This window comes from Metasolibacillus sp. FSL K6-0083 (genome assembly GCF_038630865.1).
Taxonomy (GTDB): domain Bacteria; phylum Bacillota; class Bacilli; order Bacillales_A; family Planococcaceae; genus Metasolibacillus; species Metasolibacillus fluoroglycofenilyticus.
On the sequence record NZ_CP152046.1, the window covers coordinates 2,070,098 to 2,092,726 of the forward strand.

Genomic DNA, 22,629 nt, shown 5'->3' on the forward strand with positions numbered 1-22,629 from the left:
TAAAATTTCCTTTTTCACCACAATCAATCCACGCTTTCCTCGGAATGTTGTTCAATCCATGATGTAAAGAGCTTTTTAAAGAAATTGCCTTGTTGTTGTAGTTGCTCTGGCAATCTCCCAATCATTTTTGTTCTAATGATAATTTCCCTAGTGGCTACTAGGGTCATTATTACCCTGTGTAAAGCAATCTGTTTTCCAATCATTTTCGCTGTCTGCTCATCAATAAGGACTAACTTGATATATGCTAAAAAATATTAAAATATACTTTTTTCAAAAAGCTGAGGGGCAAACTAAATTATCTTTAATACAATAGACATCTTAATTTTAGTTATTTTAAAATCGGTGTTTTAGACATCCCTTTTCCTAATTCCACACAATAGCAAAAAAAATTGCCTGAAAAGCGCGCGTTCGCATGCTTTCCAGACAACCTTTTTAGTTTCTCTATTTAATTACGCCAAGCTCGCGACCTACTTTTGCATAAATCGCTAATGCGTCATCTAACATTTCTTTCGTGTGTGCTGCTGTAGGCATGTTGCGCACGCGCCCTGTTCCTTTTGGTACCGTTGGGAAGACAATTGATTTCGCATAAACACCCTCTTCAAATAAGCGCTTTGAAAACTCCTGTGTTAGCTTTTCATCTCCAATAATACATGGTGTAATTGGTGTTTCGGACTCGCCGATATTGAAGCCTAATTCAGCTAAGCCTTTTTTCAAATAATCGCCATTTTCCCACAGCTTATCATGTAGCTCTGTAGAGTCAATAATCATTTGCACTGCGCTTGTAATTGCTGCAACATCCGCTGGCGGTAATGCCGTTGAGAATAAAAACGGACGTGAGCGTACTTTTAACCAATCAATTAACTGCTTCTTCCCTGCTACATAGCCGCCAACAACGCCAATTGCTTTTGATAATGTACCGATTTGGAAGTCAATCTCATTTTCTAAGCCAAAATGCTTTACTGTTCCTTTCCCTTTACCTGTCACACCTGAACCATGTGCATCGTCCACGTAAGTAATAAGGTCATATTCCTTTGCGATTTCAACGATTTCTGGAAGCTTTGCAATATCGCCATCCATCGAGAACACGCCATCTGTAATCACCATTATTTTATTATATAGACCCGACTCCTTCGCTGCTTTTGCTTTTGTGCGTAAATCATCCATATCGGAGTGATTATAAGCAATAATTTTCGCTTTTGATAAGCGGCAACCATCAATAATTGAAGCATGATTTAATTGGTCTGATAAAATGGCATCATTTTTATCCATCACAGCCGAAATGGCTGCCATATTACAGTTAAAGCCTGATTGGTATGAAATAGCTGCCTCTGTACCTTTGAATTCAGCTAGCTTTTCCTCTAATTTCACGTGCAAATCAAGCGTTCCATTAATTGTACGTACAGCCCCCGCGCCAACGCCGTATTTATCGAGCGTCTTTTTCGCCACTTCTTTCAGCTCATCATTTGTAGCTAAGCCCAAATAATTATTAGAAGATAAATTAATTAAATTTTGACCGCGCACTTTAATAATCGGTCCATTTGCCCCTTCTACTGGATCGATTTCATTATATAACCCTTGCTCATGCAACGCTTGTAAGTTTTCTTCTAAAAATGCATCTAATATTTTTGACAAAGCACTTCATCCCTTCGTGTAAGATAAAATACGCCCCAGCCTTTGAAGTTAACTAGAGGCTTTATTTTGATTTTAACATAATTACATTATTTACTGTACTGACTCGCCAACTAGCTGCTCTAGCTTATTTCTAAAGAACGGCAATGCCCATTGAATAATTTGCCCCGTGCCTAGCGCAAGTATCACTGTTCCTACGCCAACCGGTCCACCAAGCAACCAGCCAGCTGTCGCCGCAAAAACCTCCATAATCGTCCTCGCCAAACGCACTGAACCTCCAAACTGCTCCACAATAATCATCATAATCGTATCGCGTGGACCCGCCCCAACATTCGCTGAAATATATAAAGCACAGCCAACACTCATTACAAAAAACCCTGAGATAAAATAAGAAAGCTCACCTACAAAAGCGGATGTTGATGGCAACAACCAATTAAATAAGTCAATAAAGGAGCCAATTAACAGCATATTCAACCATGTTGCAACTTTCGGTAATCGGCGTAAAAAGATAGATGTACTCACAACAATAATTAGTCCAGTTAAAATAGACCAAGTTCCAATTGTCAAACCAAACTGCTTAAACAAACCAATATGTAATACATCCCAGGGACCCGTTCCAAGAGCATTCCCCTTAATTGTTAAAGAAATACCTAATGACATAACAGCGAGACCGATAAAAAAGAATGTCCACTGCCACGCAAATTTTTTTTGCATATAATTGCCTTCTTTCGTTAATAAAGGCATCCGAAAATCATATAAAACACTGCTTTTCGGATGCTTCGTTTGTGTTTTAATCTATTACACCTCAGCGTAATTGTTTCTGGATTTTTCCAGGCTATTTGCTGGAGTTAACTTAAAACCCTCACGTCCTGTGACATCTGCCAGAGGTTTTAGGGCAACACGATGTTGGTCACTCAGTTGTTAGCTTAGAATGTGAGTTCCTATGATTCAGCGAGTGATTGGACAATCGGTCTATTGCTTGCATGCACCTCGTTACCTATAGAGGTGGTAGACTTCTGTACCTGTCGCTAGGCTAGCGATACAAATTAGATTTGTCGCTATGCTATCGGCACAAAAACATGTGCTCCTATGGTTACTCGTCGCAGTAAACATTGCTGAAAGACGTTAAACCGTTAGCTCTCCATATTTTGCATTCACTACTTTAAGCAAATGTGCTGGTGATAATTTCATTTGCATACCGATTTTTCCTGCGCTAACAATCATAAAATCTAGCTGCTCCGCTGACTGATCAATAAAAGTTGGAAAAAGCTTTTTCATCCCCACTGGTGAGCAACCCCCTCGAACATAGCCTGTTAAGCCTAATAGCTCCTTCACCGCAATAAGCTCCACTTTTTTCTCACCCGCTATTTTTGCAGCTGCCTTTAAATCTAGCTCCTTTGCCACCGGAATGACAAATACATAAAACTGTCCTTTTCCGTTCGCTGCAATAAGCGTTTTAAATACCATTTCTATTTTCTGATTTATTTTTTGTGCCACTGATATCCCATCTACTGCGCTATCATCAATTGTATATTCTAGCACTTCATGTGGAATTTTCTGTTGCTCAATCATGCGAATCGCATTTGTTTTGGCTGTTTTCTTTGCCATTTGAAAATCCTCCTATTTTCGCGTACAAAAAAAGCTGTTCTAGCATACATACTAGAACAACTTTTCGATTTACGCAATTCTTGAAAATACCGACTCCGTACCTGCACGATAGCCATTTTTCACCATCTCGATATGACTTTGATATTGTATTTTCGCTTTATTATACGCTCTTTGTACAATTAAATTTTCTAATTCCTTACCGAAAATAGTTGGTGCTGTCACGTCTCGTTCAACTTCATTCATAAAATGCGCAGGCACACGAACAGTTAAATCTTCATCGGCAAATGGGGGCTCCTCTTGTAGCTCCTCCTCAACAGTCGTCCCTGTCTGCACCTGCTGAATTTGTGCTGTTGCGCTCGCTGCCACTCGCAAATCTTGTGGAGATGGTTGAGCTGGTGCTAACGCCGCCTTCCGTACTTGCTCTAATATTTTAATTGTTTCATCATCTGTGCCACTTGTAGGTACTTGAATCGATACTTCTCCACCACTCACGTAAAGCTGGTCGTCTGGTCCTTTCGTATACGTATACGAAACTGGTCCAGTCACACTTGCTCCTGCTGCCTTATGTGCTTGTTCATGCGCCTTCACTTCGTCCTCTGTCATTTGTAGCTGGCGCAAATGGGCTTTTGTTTCAGGTGTTTCTATCTTTTCTTGTATTTTGTCCTGTTGGAGATTGCTTGTTTTTGCATCTGCGGCTAGTAAATCCTTCTCCGTTTTACCAGACAATAAATTTTCTAGCGCCACTAGCATCGGATTTTGACTAGCCTTTGCGAACTGCGCTGTTCTTTTATAAGCCTCGCCCATTTCCCTACGCTGCAACGCTTTTTTACGATCCTCAAAATCTAGTAGCCTATTTTGCATCAAGCTTGCTATTTTCATAAATTTCACCTCTTCCCTCTTTATCAATTACGCATCGGCGTAATTGTGTCCAATTTTTTCTAAGCTGTTTAGTGGAAGTTAACCTAAAATCGTCACAGCCTGTGACCGCTACTGAAAATCGGTCTACTGCTCGCATTCATCTCGCCATCCGTAGAGGTGAATGACTTCTGTACCTGTCGACTTGCTATCGGTATAAATATAATTTGTCGCTACGCCTTGCGCACAAAAAACATATGCTCCTACAGTTACTCGTCCCAGTAAAAATTGCCGAAAGACGTTAAAGCTCCGATTGATGAATCTAACAGTTTGAGGGAAATAAAGCCCTTCACATACCGCTAGCCTCACTTTATTAAGACGATTATATCAGATAACAGCGCTTTCTTTCATTAAATAAAACGATAATTGGTTCGTAAGTAATATTGCTTTAATAAATTTCAAAGTTCATTCTTGAAAATAGCTTTTTGAAACCTAGATTTTCATTATAAAGTGCAACTTCAATCGGGTTTTTACGGGCAGTAAGACTCCCTCTTATCCTTAAACCGCTCTTCACTTAAGTCTTGAAGTGAGAATCTTACTGCCCGTTAATGCGGGATAAATTTGAAACAAAATTAGGACTATCCAAGTAGCAACACGCATACTTTAGATAGTCCTAGCTTATTTTCGTATCAATTACGCCTCGAGTAAGCAATCTAAAATTGTCATGACACGTGCCAACAGTTGACTGACCAGCACCACGCAAGCTGTAGTTGTCTGAAAAGTCCATTTTGTTTTGCCACCGCATTGAAATCAATGTTTTCATCGCTTCCCTTTTACTGAAGGAGTACACTGCTAAAGTCAATGTTCATCCCATTTTAAAAGAGGCGTTCTCTATTTATCGCGTATTAACAAATTTGTTTGCGACGAGTAATCGCAGGAGCAGGCTATAATACCCCCACTTCAAAACAGCAGATAAAAACAAGATGTTTAAGTGGGGGATCAAACAGCCTGTAAAAACTAAGAATGAGGCCAACACGATGTTGGTCACACAAGCGTTTTCGCAGGATGCGAAGATTCTAGCTTGTGTTCCTCTATCACCAATCAGTGGGGGGCAAAGCCCCCACTGATTGAAGGTTCACTTTATAGGAATCAACATTTTGTGAAACATCATCGCTCCTGTCCAAAATGCCGGCTATGCTAGGCTTTTTGGACAGCCCCGACTTCTACTAAAAGACATTAAATGATGGCTTATGTTTTAATGCGGAATCTACATTCACGAACTCCGCCAGCTTGAAATCACTTTTTCACATCAAAATCCTTCAATAATGCTGCAAATGCGTTATTTAATGGCTCTGCTTCTTTATCCTGCTGCTTCATATATTTTTGAACAGCACGCTTATCGACTTTGCCTGTGCCTTCCTTTTTGCGGCGCGCTTCAAATGCAGATAGCTTTTCACGATAACCACATTTACATACGAAAATTTGACCCTCTCCCTCACCACGTAACTCAAGTTTCTTCTTGCATTGTGGGCAACGTGCATTTGTCGTACGCGAAACATTTTTACGATGGCCACACTCACGGTCTTGACAGACAAGCATTTTACCCTTTTTACCATTAACCTCAAGCATTGGCTTTCCGCAGTCTGGACATGTTTTTGTTGAAATATTATCATGCTTATATTTTTTATCGCTATTTTTAATATCTGCTACAATTTCCTTCGTATGCTCCTTCATTTCATTAATAAAGACATCCTTTTGTAGCTTGCCTTTAGCAATTAATTCAAGCTTCTGTTCCCACTCGGCAGTTGTCGCGGGTGAACGCAGCTCCTCCGGTGCTAAATCGAGTAACTGACGGCCTTTTGAAGTAATAAAAATATCCTTGCCACAGCGCTTTTCAATCATAAATGAGTTAAAAAGCTTTTCGATAATATCCGCACGCGTTGCTACAGTACCAAGCCCACCTGTTGATTTTAATGTATCCGCTAAGCGCTTGTCTTCTTTTTCTAAATATTTTGTTGGGTTTTCCATCGCTGATAAAAGCGTTGCCTCTGTAAAGCGAGCTGGTGGCTTTGTTTGACCAGATGTCCCAGCAATTAAGCGTGTTTTTAAAATATCCCCTTTATCAAGTCGAGGTAAAAGCTGCTCCTTAACATCCTCATGAGCGTCCTCATCTTCAAATCGATTTTCATATACTTCCTTCCAGCCTGAACTAAGCACTGTTTTACCCTTCGCAATAAACTTCTCTCCGGCAATTTCAGCCTGTACCGTTAATTGCTCGTATTCATGGGCTGGCAGTAGCACTGCTAAGAAGCGCTTTACAACTAAATCATAAATTTTACGCTCCTTATCAGAAAACGCCGATAAATTTACATATGCCTCTGTTGGAATAATCGCATGGTGGTCGCTTACTTTGCTATCATCGACAAAGGCCTTCGTCGCTTTAATTGGTTTTGTTGCAAGTCTGTTCGCTATCATGCGATAATCTCCCACTGCACACGCCTTTAAGCGCTCCGGCAATGTAGCCACAATATCCGATGATAAATAGCGTGAATCTGTACGTGGATATGTGAGCACTTTATGTGATTCATAGAGTTTTTGCATAATATTTAATGTTTCCTTCGCAGAGTAGCCATAAAACTTGTTGGCATCACGCTGCAGCTCTGTTAAATCATATAAAGCTGGTGCGAAGGATTTCTTCGCTCTACGCTCAACATTCATAATTTTTGCATCTTGGCGACCAAGCTGCTTAATAATCGTATCGACTTTTTCCTTATTAAAGCTACGGCTATTGCCATTAGCATCCTGCCATGTCAATTTGATTGAATCCGTTTGCGCCTCAATGCCATAATAAGTTTGTGCTTTAAAATTTTTTATTTCATCTTCACGCGCAGCAATCATTGCCAAAGTAGGTGTTTGTACACGCCCACAGTTAAGCTGGGCATTATGCTTTGCTGTTAATGCTCGCGTTGCATTTAAACCTAGATACCAGTCCGCCTCTGAGCGCGCAATTGCCGCGTGATATAAATGCTCATACTGCTTGCCTGGCTTTAAATTGGCAAAGCCCTCTTTAATTGCTTTATCTGTCACAGAGGAAATCCATAAGCGCTTTACTGGCTTATTAATTTTTGCTTTCGCTAATATCCAGCGTGCGACGAGCTCCCCTTCACGTCCAGCATCCGTCGCAATAATAACTTCATTCACATCACTGCGGCTTAACTGTGCCTTCACTGCATTAAATTGCTTACCAGACTGCTTAATAACCGTTAACTTCAAACGCTCTGGTAGCATTGGTAAATCCTCTAAATTCCATGTTTTATATTTCACATCGTAGCTTTCTGGGTCTGCTAATGTTACTAAATGCCCTAAAGCCCATGTCACAATATATTTATCTCCTTCTATAAATCCATTACCCTTTTTATGACACTTCAGCACATTCGCAATATCGCGTGCGACTGAAGGTTTTTCTGCTAACACTACACTTTTTGCCATTTGATTACGCTCCTTTTATTTATGTACAGCTACTATAACATGTTAATTGGGTGCCAGGCACTCACACAATTCTCACACAATTTAAAAAAACTGTCCCAAAAGCCGTGCGTGGTCGGTATTTTGGGTAGAAGCCATTATGTTTAACAAAAACATTTGCTCATATAAATAGCGTGAGTCTCTTTTGAAAGTGTGCTGAACAATGGCTTTAGCGCTCTTTACCTTCAGCTAGAAATGAAGCGACGAAAACCTTTCTTTCAATGCTTTGTCCAAACAAAATAGATTTTACGCACAGCCTGAAAACGATTTCTTTTCGTCTCTCGAAATATAGTTAGCGACTTTCTAGAAAGAATGTGGTACGATACATGTTGTTTTGAATTGATATTACAAAGAAAAGAGGCTTTTTATGGCTAAAAAAAGCAAGGAGCTTGGTCTATTTCAATTAACTTGGCCACTCTTTTTAGAGCTATTTTTATTTATGCTAATGGGGCTTGCAGATACGTTGATGCTTAGTGCAGTTTCCGATGAGGCTGTTGCTGGGGTAGGTGCGGCCAATCAATATATCCAAATTGCCATTTTAATACTAGGTGTCGTTGGTTCAGGCGCATCAATTGTCGTTTCACAATATTTAGGCTCGAAGCGATTGAAGGAAGCGTCTAAAATATCAGCATTGTCTGTTTCACTTAATCTTTGTGTCGGCATCGTAATGAGTATTCTCTTCATTTTATTCTCAAATAATATTATGACGATGATGAATTTACAAGGTAACGTACTGATATTTGCACAAAGTTATCTAGCTATTGTTGGGGGCTTTATTTTCTTACAGGCTTTAATTAATTCGCTCTCAGCTATTATTCGTGTTAATGGCTGGACAAAGCAAACGATGTACGTCTCGCTCGGGATGAATGTTATACACTTAATTTTGAACTATATTTTGATTTTCGGGAAATTCGGTGCACCTGCAATGGGTGTAGAAGGGGCCGCTATTTCCTCAGTGATTAGCCGCGCACTTGCTGTCATCGTATTTTTCTGGCTGCTCTATCAAGCGCTTGAGGTCCGTGTGAAATTACAATATTACTATACTTTCTCTAAAGACTATATTAAGAAGATTTTACAAATCGGTATTCCTTCAGCTTTGGAGCAAGTATTATATCAAACAGCGCAAATCGTCTTTTTATATTATGTTACGTATATAGGAGCAGCCTCTCTTGCTGCACGTCAATACGTCGTCAATATTTCGATGTTTACCTATTTATTTGCCATGGCTATCGGAATGGGAACTGCCATTTTAATAGGTCGTCATGTTGGGGCTGGAGAGCAAAACATCGCCTATAAGCGCGGCTGGTTTAGCGTGAAAACAGCTTTAATATTTACGCTTGTAATGGTTGCGGCCGTCACAATTTTCCGTGAGCAACTTGTTGGACTATTTACTAAAAACCCAGAGATTATAGCAATTGGTTCATCTGTATTACTTTTAAGCATTTTGCTAGAAACAGGGCGGACGATTAATATTACAATTATTAACGCATTGCGTGCTTCAGGCGACGCACGCTTCCCCGTAAAAATTGGCTTTATTTCGATGATTTGCATGAGCCTACCACTTGGCTATTTATTCGTCTTCGTATTGGATATGGGACTTGTCGGCGTCTGGCTAGCAATCTCCGCAGACGAATGGCTACGCGCAATACTTGTACTACTGCGTTGGAAAAGCCGTAAATGGGAGCGCTACGCCATCGTCACAGCAAAAGCATAGGTGCCAGGCACCCACACAATTTACACACAATTTAGAAAAGGCGTCCAAAATGCCGGCGATGCACGACTTTTTGGATGCCCCTCTTAAATTTCTGCCCTATGAAAATTGCTGCTGCAATGAATAGCTTAGTTCCCCAAGCTCTTCAATTTCCTTATCAATTTGTTTCGCTGATTCAGTTTGATTTTCACCGATAGCTCTCAATTTCTCTACTGCACCGAATCCTTTTTCAGTTACAGCTAAAACTTGCTGCATATTTTCCGTTACATCACTCGTATCTTGATGAATGTTTGTCATTCTATTATTCATTTCGAAAATATAGTTAAGCATTTGTTGAATCATGTGATGCATCTTTCCAAAATCTGTAGCGAATGATTCAATATTAGTCGCTGATTGCTGAATAGCTTCTTGTCCGGTGTTTACGTGGGTAACATTGGCTTCGCTTTCTTGACCAATCGTTGTAATAATAGCTTGGATTTCCTCTGCTGCACTTCGACTTTGATCAGATAATTTGCGAATCTCATCCGCCACAACTGCAAATCCTTTGCCATGCTCCCCTGCTCTCGCCGCTTCAATCGATGCATTTAATGAAAGCAAATTGGTTTGGTCAGCAATTGCTTGAATAAGGCTTGTCATGCTTTGTGCCTCGACTGTGGCTTGCTGTAACGATTGCATAGATGAAACGATAATGGAAGTTGCTTGTAAGACATTTTGGTTTTGCCCTTGAATTTTCTCAATCATTTTATAGCTTTCAGTTACTGCTTTTTCTGTTGTCCTTGCCTCTGTCTGAATTTCCTCGAAAGAATCGAATGTTTTTTCAATTGAATGATGAATGCGTCCAAGATTATCATTCATATGTTGGATTGAATCAATTTGCATGGACATTCCTCCTGTCACCTCGTCAAATGACTGCTCCATCGCTATATTAAATTTCAAATTTTGTTCGGATTTATTTGATACATTCTTCGAGGCGGATTGAATGCGCTCGGACAACTGTTCAACCTGCTGCACTAAAAGAAGTAAGCGCTCTTCTTTTATATTTTTCTCCTCCTCCAATTGCTTTGTAATCGCATTTTTCGACAAAATTTGCTTAATCGTCGCATAGCTCGTTACTAATAAAAATATCGCATGTATAGCGAGCATTAAAAAAGGATACTCATCTGTTCCAAACACAAGCTGCGGAATGAACAAATAGCCTGCAATATGCTGTATAGCAAATAGAACAGTCATTAACATCATTAATCGCACTTGCTCATAGTAGGCGATAATTGCCAACACCATAAAAATCGAAAAGTGGAACTCCACGCCACCCCCAGCACTGCTTATAATCGCCATACTGCCAAATGTTTGAACTAATGTATTAATCAACGGCAATAAATGATGCGCTGAATTTTTTACATAAAGTACAATACTCCATGCTAAAAATAAGAAGGGGATAATAAAAAATATATATCTGCCAACGATAATAGCTGTTGTTACTTCAGCAATCGTTCCGTGTGAATTATGTCCTTCAAATAAATGAAAAAACTTTGCTAGTATAAAAACAAGCAAATTGATTCCAGTTGTCAAAATGGCTAGCTGCAGCATTAAATAATTCTTTTTATTTTGCACAAATTCCCTCACCTTTCATTTATCTAAATTCGCAAAAATATATGCAACTACTACTTTTACTTTCAAAAGATAGACAGACAGTATTTTAATATATTAAGCTCAACAAATTCTAAGCAAGGGAAATAACGCAAATAGGCTGTTGGGATACTAGATATTAATCCGTCTCCCAACAGCCTGCTAAGTCTTCAATTATTGCTTTTCATATTACTAAAGAAGATATGCCCGAGCTTTTCAGCATTATTTGATTATCTTCCAATAATTTTGTAAAAAACCCCTATCAGTAGTCTTGCAAATGGCGTAGTAAGAGGAAGCAATATAATAGCATAGATTGTACCCCAGACTAATGTGCCCTCAATGTTTATCGTTTCCATCCCACCTCTAACGATAGTCTCACCAAAAATAGCTCCAATAGTTCCGCTGTATAAGGTGACTAAAAATGCACATAGAAGACTTATAAGCCATAGCCTTTTATTTGATAAACCTTTTTTATTTTGGAAATATCCGCCTAATATTGAAAAAGCAATCGCAAAAGGAATTATTACAGAGAAGTACAACCAACTTTCTCCCCAAAAAGAGGTTATCCCGCCAGCCCAAGCTTGTCCTATTAGCATAAATAACAATGCAGTTACAAATGAAAGCACAACACCAAAAATGAGACCTTTTATCCAAGAAAAATTTTTCACTACCTAATCATCCCCCACTGCTTACTTTTACATTATTCTAACAGAATATGTGAAATATCGAGATTACGCTCAGACTACAATCTTTAAGGGTACAGCACTAGAAGAAACATTTCTTTCACAGGACGACCCCTACTGCTGTATTTGTCATAGTGCTTCGTATAGCAATTTTCTAAGGATAAGCCTTAACAATATAGAATTCAATGAGCATACTAAAGTTTTGTGGGCTATTTTACCTTTTCATGTTTAGACCACCTTGAGTAGTAAAGAAAGATGCCTATTTGCAATAGCAAGAGACATAAAAAAATGTTACTGTACCTAATACTGTTTTGAGAATGATTCAAGGGATTCCATATTTGTAAAAATTGCATATCGACCATTTTACTAAAAATAGCGGCGGCTATGGCGTTAGAGATAAAGTTCAACATTGCTAAAAGACCCATCCCAAGTCCAGCTTCTTGTGCCGAAAGAGTTCTAGATATTGCATTGAATAAGGCAATTGTAATAAAGGTGTGACCTAAGTTTCCAAAAATAAGAAATAACGAAATAAATATAGGCGACGCTCCAACAAACAAAGTTACGAGAAGAAAAAAAGTCACTAACAGGGCTGTACCTATATTAAAAACATAGGCATTTCCTTTTGTATCCGCCAATTTACCACTCTTAAAGCTGAATAAAGCCGTTACAAGTGCAGCAGGTACCATTGTCAAACCAATTAAACCCGGGTCTAAATGATTCACATTAAATAATAACAAGGGGCTGAGAAAGAAAATAGAATAGCCCGTACCATTCGTCAAAAAAGCGATTGCAAGCCCTAAAGTATAACGCTTATTTTTCAAAAGTGTCGGTTGAATGAAGGGGTCTGCCGCCAAATGTATTCTGATGATAAACAAACTAAGCACTACTATACCTATAAGAGCAAACTGCCAAACTTCCTTTGTTATACTCAGCATAACAAGTGCTATGGCAGCAGCGAAAATACCACCTCCTTGCCAGTCGAATCTAGTTCTTTTCTTTTGGTCATCTTCTAAATATTTACGAAAAAAAGGGATTGTGAACAAAAATAAAATTGATATATAAAATAACCATCTCCAACCAAAAACACTTACCGTTAGTGCGGAAACAATCGGCCCCACTACAGAGCCAAGTGCAGTACCTATCGAGGCAATGCCTAAAGCTCTACCGCGTTCTTCCTGACTAAAATAACGAACCGGAATAATCATTGCTATTGCCGGGCTAACAGAGGCGCCTGCTGCTTGGATGAAACGACCAGTCAAGACAAGTGGAAACACCTGTGCGCTTGCGCCAATAATAGAACCAACAGCACATAATATAAAACCAACTGTCACTAGATTTTTTAATTTATAGATATCAGCCAGTTTGCCATATATTACTGTTCCAATAGCAAAGACAAGAATATAAATTGAGGTAATCCAACTTCCCTGTGCTGTAGTCATATGAAACGCTTCGCTTACTTGCGGAATAACAATATTAAAGGCAGTCGCATTCATTACGGAAATAATAAGTGTAAACATTAATGTAATGAGCAGCTTATCCCTATGTCTTTTTAAATGTGTATTCTCCATTGTCATCCCCCTCCCCTAAAGTTGCTAGTATTTTTGATTTATTCTACAATCTTTTATAAATAATAAAAAATACAATTTTACAGATGAACTTATAACATTAAAGTTATTAAGGGGGGCTGAATAAATGGAATTATTACAGCTATATTATTTTCGAAAAGTCGCGCAACTAGAGCATATGACCAAGGCAGCAGAAGAGCTTCATATTGCTCAACCTGCTCTTAGCCAAATGATTGCACGACTTGAAAGTGAATTAGGTGTACAATTATTTGATCGAAAAGGTCGAAAAATACAGCTTAACTCTATTGGGAAACAGTTTCTACAAAGGGTTGATGCCGCTCTTAAAATTTTAGAGGAAGGAAAAAGAGAGGTGGCAGACCGTGCTGGAGTGGGACGGGGAAGTATATACATTGTCGCTTCACAAATCGACCGATTAACGAAGCCAATGAATCGTTTTCTTTCCCTATATCCTGATATAAATTTTCGCATATCACAAGCTTCTATGGATTCAATGTTACAGCTTATTGATGACCCTGATGTAGACTTCCTTTTTACACCAGCCAAAATACAAAGGATAGATGTTACAGCAATTCCTATATTAAGTGAGGTAATTTATTTAGGTGTCCCGCGTGGTCACAGATTTGCCGAACGAGACAGCATTTCTTTAAAAGAGGTAACAGAGGAAAACTTTATTAACTACAGAAAAGGACATCCACTTGAACAAATGAATAAAATACTTTGTCAAAAAGCTGGATTCACGCCCCATGTTGTCTGCGAAGCCGATGATGCTGAATCGATTGCAAGTCTTGTGCGTGCAGGGCTTGGCATCGCCTTTGTTGGTTCCTGCAAAATGGATGATGATCTTGTGAAACTAAAAATAACCGACCCAGTTTGCCGCAGAACTTATGAATTGGTTGAATTAAAAGGACGCTATAGAACAGCAGCAGCTCAGGAATTTTGCACTTTTCTTATTGAGTATTTTTCAAAATCTATTGAAGCATAGAGCATTTTTAGTACATTTCAAAAAGAGTTATAAGAAAAGTCCATTTTGTTTTGACACTGCATTGAAATCAATGCTTTCATCGCTTCCCTTTTATTGAAGGATAACGCTGCTAAAGCCAATGTTCATCCCATTTTTAAAAGAGACGTTATCTGTTTATATGAATCAACATTTTGCGAAACATCATCGCTACTGTCCAAAATGCCGGCTATGCACGGCTTTTTGGACAGCTCCTTTGCATTTTGAGTAGCTTGAATAGCCACCATTTATTTTGTTTGTCCCAAAATCTCTAAATAGCGCTTTTCACGCTTATCGAATGTGACTAATGAAGAAACACCCTCGCTTTTCAATTGCTGTGCATTGTCAAATGTGTACTTCCCTAAATCATCTGGAAAATGCGAATCGGATGAAACAGTAAACTCAACACCGTGCGCTAATAACACTTGTAAAAACTGTGGACCTGGGCACATTTCTTTTACGGGATAGCGATAATACAAGCCTGCATTAATTTCTGTCGCCGTTTTTGTCGTCACAAGTGCCTTAGCAATCCGCTCATATGCCGCACCTAAAAATGCCTCGTCCTGCACCTTATAATTAAACACTTTAAAATTATCTAAATGTGCAACGAAATCGAATAGCTTGGACTTAATCATACTTTCAACCGTCGTAAAAAAACGCTCATAATAACACTGTAATGTCACATCATCCATGCCCTCAAAAACATACGCTGTCTGTGGATTATCGAAGCCCCAACCATCCACAAAATGGACCGAACCAATGACAAAATCCCATGGATATCCTTGTAACAGCCCAGCCAACTCCTCTTCGCCGCCAATAAAATAATCAGCCTCGATGCCTAGCTTTAGCTCTACACCTTGTTCACGCCATTTTGTTTTGGCATGCTGAATTGCTACTACAAATGGCTCTATATTTTCCGTCATAACTCGCTCTAACCAATAACGCTGCAATCCACCATATTCATGCTGCTCATCTAATACCATATGGCGCTCAAAATAAGCACGGGTTTCTTTAAAGCGATATAAATGGTCTACAATGCCAACCTCACGCAAGCCTAATTGCTTTGCTTGCTGTAAATATAAATCGAGCCATTCCTCACTATAGCACCCCTTTTGTAATCGCTCGGATAATACTTGCACTTGGCGCTCTATCGTTTGACGATATCCTCTACCCTCCCCACAAGTCTGTAGTGCTTGTGCAGTACGCTCTAACCAGCGAAACGAGTAGGGCCCCTCCTCCAAATGTACATGATAATCAATCATCCGAATTTCCCTCCATGACATAACGTCCAAATTTCCTCATATGCTTGCCACATTGTTGGACAAGCTTGATCACATATCACCTCTGCACACGCGTCCAACTGACAAATTTGATAAAAGGATTTGCTATTTAGCTTCGTAGCATCTGCTAATATATAGCTTTTTTTACTTTGCTCTAGCATCTTTTTAGAAACTAACGACTCATCTAAATCATAGTCATAAACGATTCCATCACTAATTCCTCCACAAGATAAAAAGGCTTTATCAAAATTCATCTTGCTTAGCATCTCAATAGTCATCGCACCTACTAATGATGATTGCGCCGGATTTGTCATCCCACCAAGCACAATCACCTTCCCTGTCATACGACGTTCTTCAATTGCTAAATTAAATTGGACAGCCGCTGCTATAGAATTTGTCACAACCGTTAAATCATCAACTGCAAGCAAAAAATCTGCAATATGAACAGTCGTTGTGCCTGTATCGACAACAATCGTATCGCCATTTTGAATACGACTAGCTGCCGTACGTGCAATTAGGCGCTTTGCCTCCATTTGCATTTGCAGCTTGCGTAAAAAAGCAGGCTCGTTCCTGACATTCGTATATTTAACAGCGCCTCCATGCACTCTCGTTAATAATTTTTGCTGCTCTAATTCATCAAAATCTCTGCGGATGGTTTCAGGAGCTACTTGCAACGCCTCTGCAATATTAGCAACGATAATTTTCCCTTCTACCTCTAGCTGTTTCACAATATATTCAAGGCGTTCAATTTTTGCGTACGTCATGATAATGCAACCACGTCTTCCTTTGCAACATAGCAAGTATATTTTTGTCCAATCGTTATTTTATGCTCACGCTGATGTAGCTGCTCCATTAAAAACGCGCCTTCACCTTCAAATGTTGTACGAATCACATTCCCACTCATTAATGAGTGCTGCGCTATACCTGTAATCCCTATCTCTCCGTTTTTCTGTTCAAGGTGAATGGCCTCTGGACGAATCGCAAACTTCTCACCTGTCACAGGCAATGCTGTACCGACCATTTTTTCTAATGCTTGGCGCGTAAAAACATTATAATGTCCGATGAAATTCGCTACGAATTCACTTTTTGGCCTTGTATAAATCTCCGTTGGTGTACCGCTCTGTGCAATCTGCCCATTATTCATCACAAAAATACGGTCTGAAATCGCCATCGCCTCTTCTTGGTCATGCGTAACTAAAATCATCGTCATCTCAAGCTGCTGTTGAATATGGCACAAGTCCACCTGAAGCTTTTTGCGAATTTGTGCATCAAGTGCACTTAATGGCTCATCCAGCAGCAGCACTTTGGGACGGACAATTAGCGCACGTGCCAAGGCAACGCGCTGCTGTTGTCCCCCAGACAATTCTTTCGGATAAGAACTGGCTTTTTCCGTTAATCGAACAATTGCTAGCATCTCCTGTACACGATTATCAATTTCCGCTGGAGCAATCTTTTGCATACGTAAACCAAATGCCACATTTTCATAGACTGTCATATTTGGAAATAGCGCATAGGATTGGAACACCATACCGACCTGTCTTTTCTTAGGCTCCACACCCATCATATTTTTCCCATCAATTTCAATAGCACCTGCTGAGGCATCTGTTAAACCTGCCAATATGCGCAAAATTGTACTTTTTCCACAGCCACTGGGCCCTAATAATGTAATAAACTCACCCTTGTTAATTTGCATATCAATTTCTGTTAAAACAGTTATTTCTCCAAATTTCTTATGCAGTTTTTCAATCGTTATATAACTCATACATTTGCAGCACCTTTCGTCTTTTTCGTTACTTTCGCAATAATGAACGTTAATACGCCCATTAACACGATATAAACAAATACAACCGCACTTGCAATATGTCCGCTTGTGCTAAGCTTTTTCATTAAGTAAATTTGTACTGTTTCAAAGCGAGAGCCGACAACAAGATTAATTAATACAAATTCGCCAAACAATACGGAAAACGATAATAAAGCACCTGCAAATAAGCCCGGATAAACAGCAGGTAGCAAAATTTTTGTAAATGCCTGTATTTTAGAAGCGCCGAGTAACTGCGCGGCATCCAACAATTGGCGTGCATCAATATTACGTAAGCTATTGCGCGTACCTTGGTAAATATATGGCAATATACTAATCACATAAGCCCCTAGCACAACTAAAATCATCGATATGCCAAACTTACTGTAAACGCGAATCAACCCGACTGCTAAAATGATACCCGGAAATGAATACACCATTACAACAGCCGCTTGAATCCATTTTTCGTATTTTGGAAAATAGAGCACAATGACAAAAATAGCTGGTACAATTACTAACAGTGCAATAATAACAGCACCGCCTGAAAGTAGCACAGAGCGTCCAAATGCCTGAATAAAGGCTGGGTCTTGGAATAAGGTCTTAATCCACTTCAACGTCAGCCCTTCTGGTAACACTGTTTTATTCCATTTATCCGCAAACGCATAAAGCATCGTCGCCGCAACTGGTAAAACAATATATAAAGCGAACAGAAGGAAAAATAAATCCGCAAAGCTACGTTTTTTCATTATAGTTTCCTCCTCGTTTTCGCAATACTCCACTCACTTAACAGCATCGCCAATACCATTGCCACTGCAAGCAACACTGCAATAGCACTTGCTAATTCCGGCTGAGCGAAAATATCCCCTTTAATTAATGCACCAATGCGAATGGCTACTAAGTTATAACTACTATTCGTCAATGCATAGGCAGAAGCGTACGCCCCCATCGCATTCGCAAAAAGCACACTAAATGTCCCAACAACTCCCGGTAATATAACTGGAAGCCCAATTTTCAGCCAAAATTGAAAAGTCGAAGCACCAAGCAGGGCCGCAGCTTCTTTCCATTGCTGCTGTATCCCATCATAAATCGGATATAGCAGCATTAACGCTAATGGCATTTGGAAATAAATATAAATAAGCAATAATCCAGCCCAGCTATATAGCGAAAAAGATGATAAAATGCCAATTCCCCATTTATCAAACAACAGCGTAAACAATCCACTATTCCCAAGTAACACGATAAAGGCAAAGGCGAGCGGAATACCTGAAAAATTTGAAGTTAAATTCGTTAAAATCAAAATCCGCTCACGCATACGCTCCGAAAAATTCATAATGGCATACATAGCAAACAGCGTCACAACTAATGCGATTACAGCCGACACAACAGATAGCGTAATACTATTTTTAAAGCCCTGTAAAATATAGCTATTCGATAAAATCGTTTCATACTGCTGCAATGTAAACGAACCATTATTTTGAAAGCTCGTAATAAGCATATAAAGCAGCGGTATTAAGAAAAACAAAAATACTAGCACTAAAAAAGGAGACAGCCATAGAAAGGCTTGGCGTTTCGAAATCAAAACCATTCCCTCTTTCTTTTGTATGTATAGGATGGGGCGTCCCGAAAGCAGTACTTTGCCTGCTTTCAGAACGTTTTTGAAAATGAATTCCTTTGTAAACCATCTTTAAAGGAGAGTAACGCTGCATTCGCTTGAATTGAAAATTAAAACAATAAATCTAGCGGCTTTCCTTTTATTAAAGTTAAGGCACCCTTTTCGCCGCCCCAAGGCGCAAGTTTACCAAAACTAGCTTAGATTTATGATTTATTCTACGTTCTCCAATTTTAAGCCCTCAAACCATTCAACAATAATGGAGGCATGCTTTCCGCTGGCTCAATACCAAGCAAGTGACAGCAAAGCGGCGCTACTTGCAATTGTGACACGATACTATCCCGAATACCTGGCTTGACCGCATTTGAAATAACAAACATCGGTACATGTCGGTCTTCATCCGCTGTCCCACCATGATTACCATCACTCGTCATACCGTGATCCGCAGTAACAACCACCTCGTAGCCTTGCGCTAAACATTTAGGAATAAACAATGATAATAAATTATCAGTTGCTAGCACACGATTACGATACTGACTTGATTCTGCTGTATATTTATGCCCATCATCATCCACATTCATTGGATGAATATATAAGAAGTCAGGCTGTTTATGATCAAGCAGCCATGCCGCATCCGCAAATAAATGGCTATCTGGGTAATGATCCTCAAAATAAAACAGACCGTTATTAATCGGGAGCTCTTTATCTAGCTGGATACGGTCCTCCATATGAACAAACGGCGCTCGATTATACAGCTCACTCACCCAATAATACGCAGCAGCAGCTGTTGTTAAGCCATTTGCTTGCGCTACATGGAATAAGCTTGTCTGTGTTGATAAACGCACAATCATATTGCTCACTACCCCGTGCACAAGCGGTGGTGTAGCGGTTAAAATCGTTTCGTACAAAGGTCTTGATAATGCGGGCACTTCCGAACAAACTTTATAGCGCGCAGCCATCTTTTGTTCAACTAAATGATGCATAAAACCCATATGTGAACAAGCCGTATCAAAGCGCAGTGCGTCAACAACAATCAAAACGACTTTGTTATTTTGCATGAATTAACACCTGTTCCTGATATAATTGCGGAATTTGCTTCGTTGTCTCTTCCCATTGCTTTTGATCCTTTATTGTTTTAGTATTTTTATACATTTCGGCTGGTAATAATAATGCTTTTACTTCATCTGATAGTTTTACATTTTCACGAATCGGACGTGCATAGCCCTTTGCTAAATTTTCTTGTCCAGCATCCGATAAAATATATTCACGCGCGAGCATCGCAGCATGTGGATTTTTCGCATATTTATTAATAACCGTTGCATAACCAGATGTTACAGAAGACTCAGCGGGAATTACTATATCAAAGCGGCTTTCATCGATTTGGCTACGATAGCCTAGTGCATTGAAATCCCAAACAATCGCCACTTCGATTTCTCCCTTTTCTAAAGTTGCCACGTTTGGATCGCCACCTTGCAAACGATCCTCCTTCGCTAGCTCAGCAAAGAAATCAATACCTGGCTGAATATTTGATTCATCACCACCAAAAGCCATCGCTGCCGCTAAAATAGCAAAATGCGCTTGGTTCGCCGTTAATGCATCGCCAATACTTACTTTATAATCGCTATTCTTTAAATCTTCCCATGATTTAGGTGGGTTTTTAACATTGTTTTTATCTGTAATGAATGAAATTGTTCCCGTATACCCTACAATCCAGTGCCCCTCATCATCTTTTGCCCACCCCGGAATCTCATCCCAGTAAGATGTTTTGTATGGTAATGTTAAGCCCTTCTCTTTTGCAATCGGTCCGAAAGCAATACCTACATCTCCTATATCAGCTGTAGCATCATCCTTCTCTGCCTCAAACTTCGCTAACTCCTCTGCGCTCGACATATCTGTATCTGTATGCTTAATACCGTACTCAGTACCTAGCTCTTCCCATGTTTCCACCCAGTTTGCCCAAGTATCTGGCATCCCTACAGAATGAACCTCGCCTTCCTCTTTCGCCTTGTTAACAATTTCCTCTAGCGATAAATTACTATCCACTTCTTTATTTGCAGAAGATGAACCATCAGAACAAGCTGCTAACATCGCAATTGCTAAAGCCCCAACCAAGCCTTTTTTCCACCATTTTTGAATCGTCATCGAATTGGACCCTCCATTTGTTTCCCTTTATTTTTATTTGCTTACAATTGATATAGTACGAAACAAACATTAAGCAAGTATGGACGAACTAAAAAGGTTATGTAAAAAGTGTAAAGGGGGGGTAAAGGAGGGCAGATTTTGAAAAAGGAAACCATTCTGGGATATAAACTTCCAGAATGGTTTCCTTTTAAATAAAATTATATTAACTTAAAAATTTATTGTCATTTGCTCAGAGGTTAATTTTTCATTTTTATCTAAGTTTATTATTGTCTTTCCCATCTTCACAACCAAATCTACAACCAAAGCATTGCCCATACAAAAATAGCGCATACGATCTGGCATCATGGCTGTCCAATTATCTGGGAAGCCATTTAAGCGTTCACATTCTACAGGCGTTAAAAATCGTTTTCTATTATCTACTTCAATAATATGTGTACTGCGATTCACAGAGCCCTCACTCGTTAGCATCGTGCGTCCAGGTCTATCTAATTCATCCGTTGGTGACATGCCGCCTTCTGAAAAAATATACTTGTGTCCATCTGCTGATGTACGTTCGATTTTTTTAGGCCCACGCAAATAAGCAAACTTTTCTATTTGTGCCCCAGTTAAATAAAATCGTTCATCAACCATTGATTCATCATTTAAAATATCCTTCAATGCTGTGGAAGTTGGATTTTTCGCCTCTGTTTGGGCTGTGAATACTTCACCATCTCTCATAATACCTGATGTATGAAAACCAAATGCAAAGCTATCCGAGATTTCTAAAATATCTTTCGGTAATGTACATGTGGCTATTCTATCTTTGTATGGTTCATCTTGAACTGGGAATGTTTTCGCAAAAAAACCTTCTTTAAAAACGATATCATTTCCAGTTAGTTCAATTTGCTCTTCCGCAAAGTCTAATTGATTTTTATAAGCAAAAATAAATACTCGCCTACGTTTTTGTGCAGCACCATATTCGGCAGCATTCACTACACGCCACTCGACATTGTATTGCAAATCACGAAATGTCGCTAACATTACTGCAAAATCCCGACCTCTTTGCTTAGATGGGGATTTTAGGAGACGATCTACATTTTCAAGTAAAACGTATTTAGGATGTGAATGCTCAATTACTCGCTTAATTTCCCAAAACAGCACTCCCTTTTTGCCTTGTAAGCCCTTTTCCCCAGATAATGAGCGAGCTACCGAATAATCTTGACAAGGGAATCCCCCTACTAATAAATCTATATTTAATTTGCTAAATAGTTCATTTGGAACTGTAGCTATATCGACATTACTTGGCTCTCCACCAAAATTCTTTTTATAGCAATCAAATGCTTCTTGCGCTTTACGTGATGGCTCCCACTGGTTTGCCCAAACGGTTTTAAATACTTTTGCGTCCGCTTTTTCTAAACCTAATCGAAATCCCCCCACGCCCGCAAACAACTCGACAACATTTAGAGTATCTCTCATAAGCGAACATCCTTTCTGCAAGAGTTAATTATAACCCATTATAATTCATTTTCGCAAAAGGATCAACTTTTTTAGTTACTCTACTATTTCCTCAAACATAATGCTTTTCGTGTTTATATCCTATT

Annotated in this window: 19 protein-coding genes; 2 read left to right on the top strand and 17 right to left on the bottom strand. The window is 39.4% G+C overall.

Features of this window, described 5'->3' with window-relative positions:
• Window positions 1–23: 23 nt before the first annotated feature.
• The 6 genes from MHB51_RS09630 to MHB51_RS09655 all read right to left on the bottom strand — a co-directional run bounded on the left by MHB51_RS09630 (window position 24) and on the right by MHB51_RS09655 (window position 7,581).
• On the bottom strand, window positions 24–203 hold the full coding sequence (locus MHB51_RS09630; RefSeq protein WP_342558026.1) for a hypothetical protein: 180 nt from the start codon (window positions 201–203) through the stop codon (window positions 24–26).
• A 238-nt stretch (window positions 204–441) separates the two neighbouring features.
• Window positions 442–1,632 (bottom strand): glycine C-acetyltransferase, encoded by a 1,191-nt coding sequence (locus tag MHB51_RS09635; RefSeq protein WP_066168037.1) that lies wholly within the window; start codon window positions 1,630–1,632, stop codon window positions 442–444.
• A 90-nt stretch (window positions 1,633–1,722) separates the two neighbouring features.
• Window positions 1,723–2,343 carry a hypothetical protein gene (locus MHB51_RS09640; protein ID WP_066168034.1) on the bottom strand — a complete coding sequence of 207 codons (621 nt, stop codon included), beginning with the start codon at window positions 2,341–2,343 and terminating at the stop codon, window positions 1,723–1,725.
• Between the two features lie 411 nt (window positions 2,344–2,754).
• Window positions 2,755–3,237, bottom strand: coding sequence for a Cys-tRNA(Pro) deacylase (gene ybaK / locus MHB51_RS09645; RefSeq protein ID WP_342558027.1), 483 nt, complete (start codon window positions 3,235–3,237; stop codon window positions 2,755–2,757).
• A gap of 69 nt (window positions 3,238–3,306) precedes the next feature.
• The gene (locus tag MHB51_RS09650) at window positions 3,307–4,116 is read right to left on the bottom strand and encodes a putative metalloprotease CJM1_0395 family protein (RefSeq protein WP_342558028.1); all 810 of its coding nucleotides are present in this window, start codon (window positions 4,114–4,116) and stop codon (window positions 3,307–3,309) included.
• Between the two features lie 1,272 nt (window positions 4,117–5,388).
• Window positions 5,389–7,581 (bottom strand): DNA topoisomerase III, encoded by a 2,193-nt coding sequence (locus MHB51_RS09655; protein ID WP_342558029.1) that lies wholly within the window; start codon window positions 7,579–7,581, stop codon window positions 5,389–5,391.
• 403 nt (window positions 7,582–7,984) lie between these two features.
• On the opposite strand from MHB51_RS09655, the gene MHB51_RS09660 reads away from it, so the two are divergent.
• Window positions 7,985–9,331, top strand: a complete 1,347-nt coding sequence (locus MHB51_RS09660; protein ID WP_107941983.1) for an MATE family efflux transporter — start codon at window positions 7,985–7,987, stop codon at window positions 9,329–9,331.
• Between the two features lie 96 nt (window positions 9,332–9,427).
• On the opposite strand, the gene MHB51_RS09665 is transcribed toward MHB51_RS09660, so the two are convergent.
• The 3 genes from MHB51_RS09665 to MHB51_RS09675 all read right to left on the bottom strand — a co-directional run bounded on the left by MHB51_RS09665 (window position 9,428) and on the right by MHB51_RS09675 (window position 13,205).
• Entirely contained in the window at window positions 9,428–10,939 is a 1,512-nt protein-coding gene (locus MHB51_RS09665; RefSeq protein ID WP_066168021.1) for a methyl-accepting chemotaxis protein, read from the bottom strand.
• Between the two features lie 245 nt (window positions 10,940–11,184).
• The gene (locus MHB51_RS09670; RefSeq protein ID WP_066168018.1) at window positions 11,185–11,622 is read right to left on the bottom strand and encodes a hypothetical protein; all 438 of its coding nucleotides are present in this window, start codon (window positions 11,620–11,622) and stop codon (window positions 11,185–11,187) included.
• 224 nt (window positions 11,623–11,846) lie between these two features.
• On the bottom strand, window positions 11,847–13,205 hold the full coding sequence (locus tag MHB51_RS09675) for an MFS transporter (protein WP_342558030.1): 1,359 nt from the start codon (window positions 13,203–13,205) through the stop codon (window positions 11,847–11,849).
• A 124-nt stretch (window positions 13,206–13,329) separates the two neighbouring features.
• Between MHB51_RS09675 and MHB51_RS09680 the strand changes: the two genes are divergently transcribed.
• The gene (locus MHB51_RS09680; RefSeq protein WP_342558031.1) at window positions 13,330–14,205 is read left to right on the top strand and encodes a LysR family transcriptional regulator; all 876 of its coding nucleotides are present in this window, start codon (window positions 13,330–13,332) and stop codon (window positions 14,203–14,205) included.
• 263 nt (window positions 14,206–14,468) lie between these two features.
• Here MHB51_RS09680 and MHB51_RS09685 read toward each other — a convergent pair whose 3' ends face one another.
• The 8 genes from MHB51_RS09685 to dcm all read right to left on the bottom strand — a co-directional run bounded on the left by MHB51_RS09685 (window position 14,469) and on the right by dcm (window position 22,504).
• Window positions 14,469–15,482, bottom strand: coding sequence for a histidinol phosphate phosphatase domain-containing protein (locus MHB51_RS09685; protein WP_342558032.1), 1,014 nt, complete (start codon window positions 15,480–15,482; stop codon window positions 14,469–14,471).
• Complete coding sequence (locus MHB51_RS09690; RefSeq protein ID WP_107941977.1) at window positions 15,479–16,264, bottom strand: DeoR/GlpR family DNA-binding transcription regulator; 786 nt, start codon at window positions 16,262–16,264, stop codon at window positions 15,479–15,481. Before MHB51_RS09690 ends, MHB51_RS09685 begins: the two co-directional genes overlap by 4 nt.
• On the bottom strand, window positions 16,261–17,262 hold the full coding sequence (locus tag MHB51_RS09695) for an ABC transporter ATP-binding protein (RefSeq protein ID WP_342558033.1): 1,002 nt from the start codon (window positions 17,260–17,262) through the stop codon (window positions 16,261–16,263). Before MHB51_RS09695 ends, MHB51_RS09690 begins: the two co-directional genes overlap by 4 nt.
• Window positions 17,259–18,044, bottom strand: a complete 786-nt coding sequence (locus MHB51_RS09700; protein WP_107941975.1) for an ABC transporter permease subunit — start codon at window positions 18,042–18,044, stop codon at window positions 17,259–17,261. Before MHB51_RS09700 ends, MHB51_RS09695 begins: the two co-directional genes overlap by 4 nt.
• Window positions 18,044–18,883: an ABC transporter permease subunit gene (locus MHB51_RS09705; RefSeq protein ID WP_342558034.1), complete on the bottom strand. Its 840-nt coding sequence runs from the start codon at window positions 18,881–18,883 to the stop codon at window positions 18,044–18,046. Before MHB51_RS09705 ends, MHB51_RS09700 begins: the two co-directional genes overlap by 1 nt.
• A 257-nt stretch (window positions 18,884–19,140) precedes the next feature.
• Complete coding sequence (locus MHB51_RS09710) at window positions 19,141–19,965, bottom strand: alkaline phosphatase family protein (RefSeq protein ID WP_342558035.1); 825 nt, start codon at window positions 19,963–19,965, stop codon at window positions 19,141–19,143.
• Complete coding sequence (locus tag MHB51_RS09715) at window positions 19,955–21,049, bottom strand: extracellular solute-binding protein (RefSeq protein ID WP_342558036.1); 1,095 nt, start codon at window positions 21,047–21,049, stop codon at window positions 19,955–19,957. The genes MHB51_RS09710 and MHB51_RS09715 overlap by 11 nt, the downstream gene beginning before the upstream one ends.
• A gap of 207 nt (window positions 21,050–21,256) precedes the next feature.
• Window positions 21,257–22,504, bottom strand: a complete 1,248-nt coding sequence (gene dcm, locus MHB51_RS09720; protein ID WP_342558037.1) for a DNA (cytosine-5-)-methyltransferase — start codon at window positions 22,502–22,504, stop codon at window positions 21,257–21,259.
• Window positions 22,505–22,629: the final 125 nt, after the last annotated feature.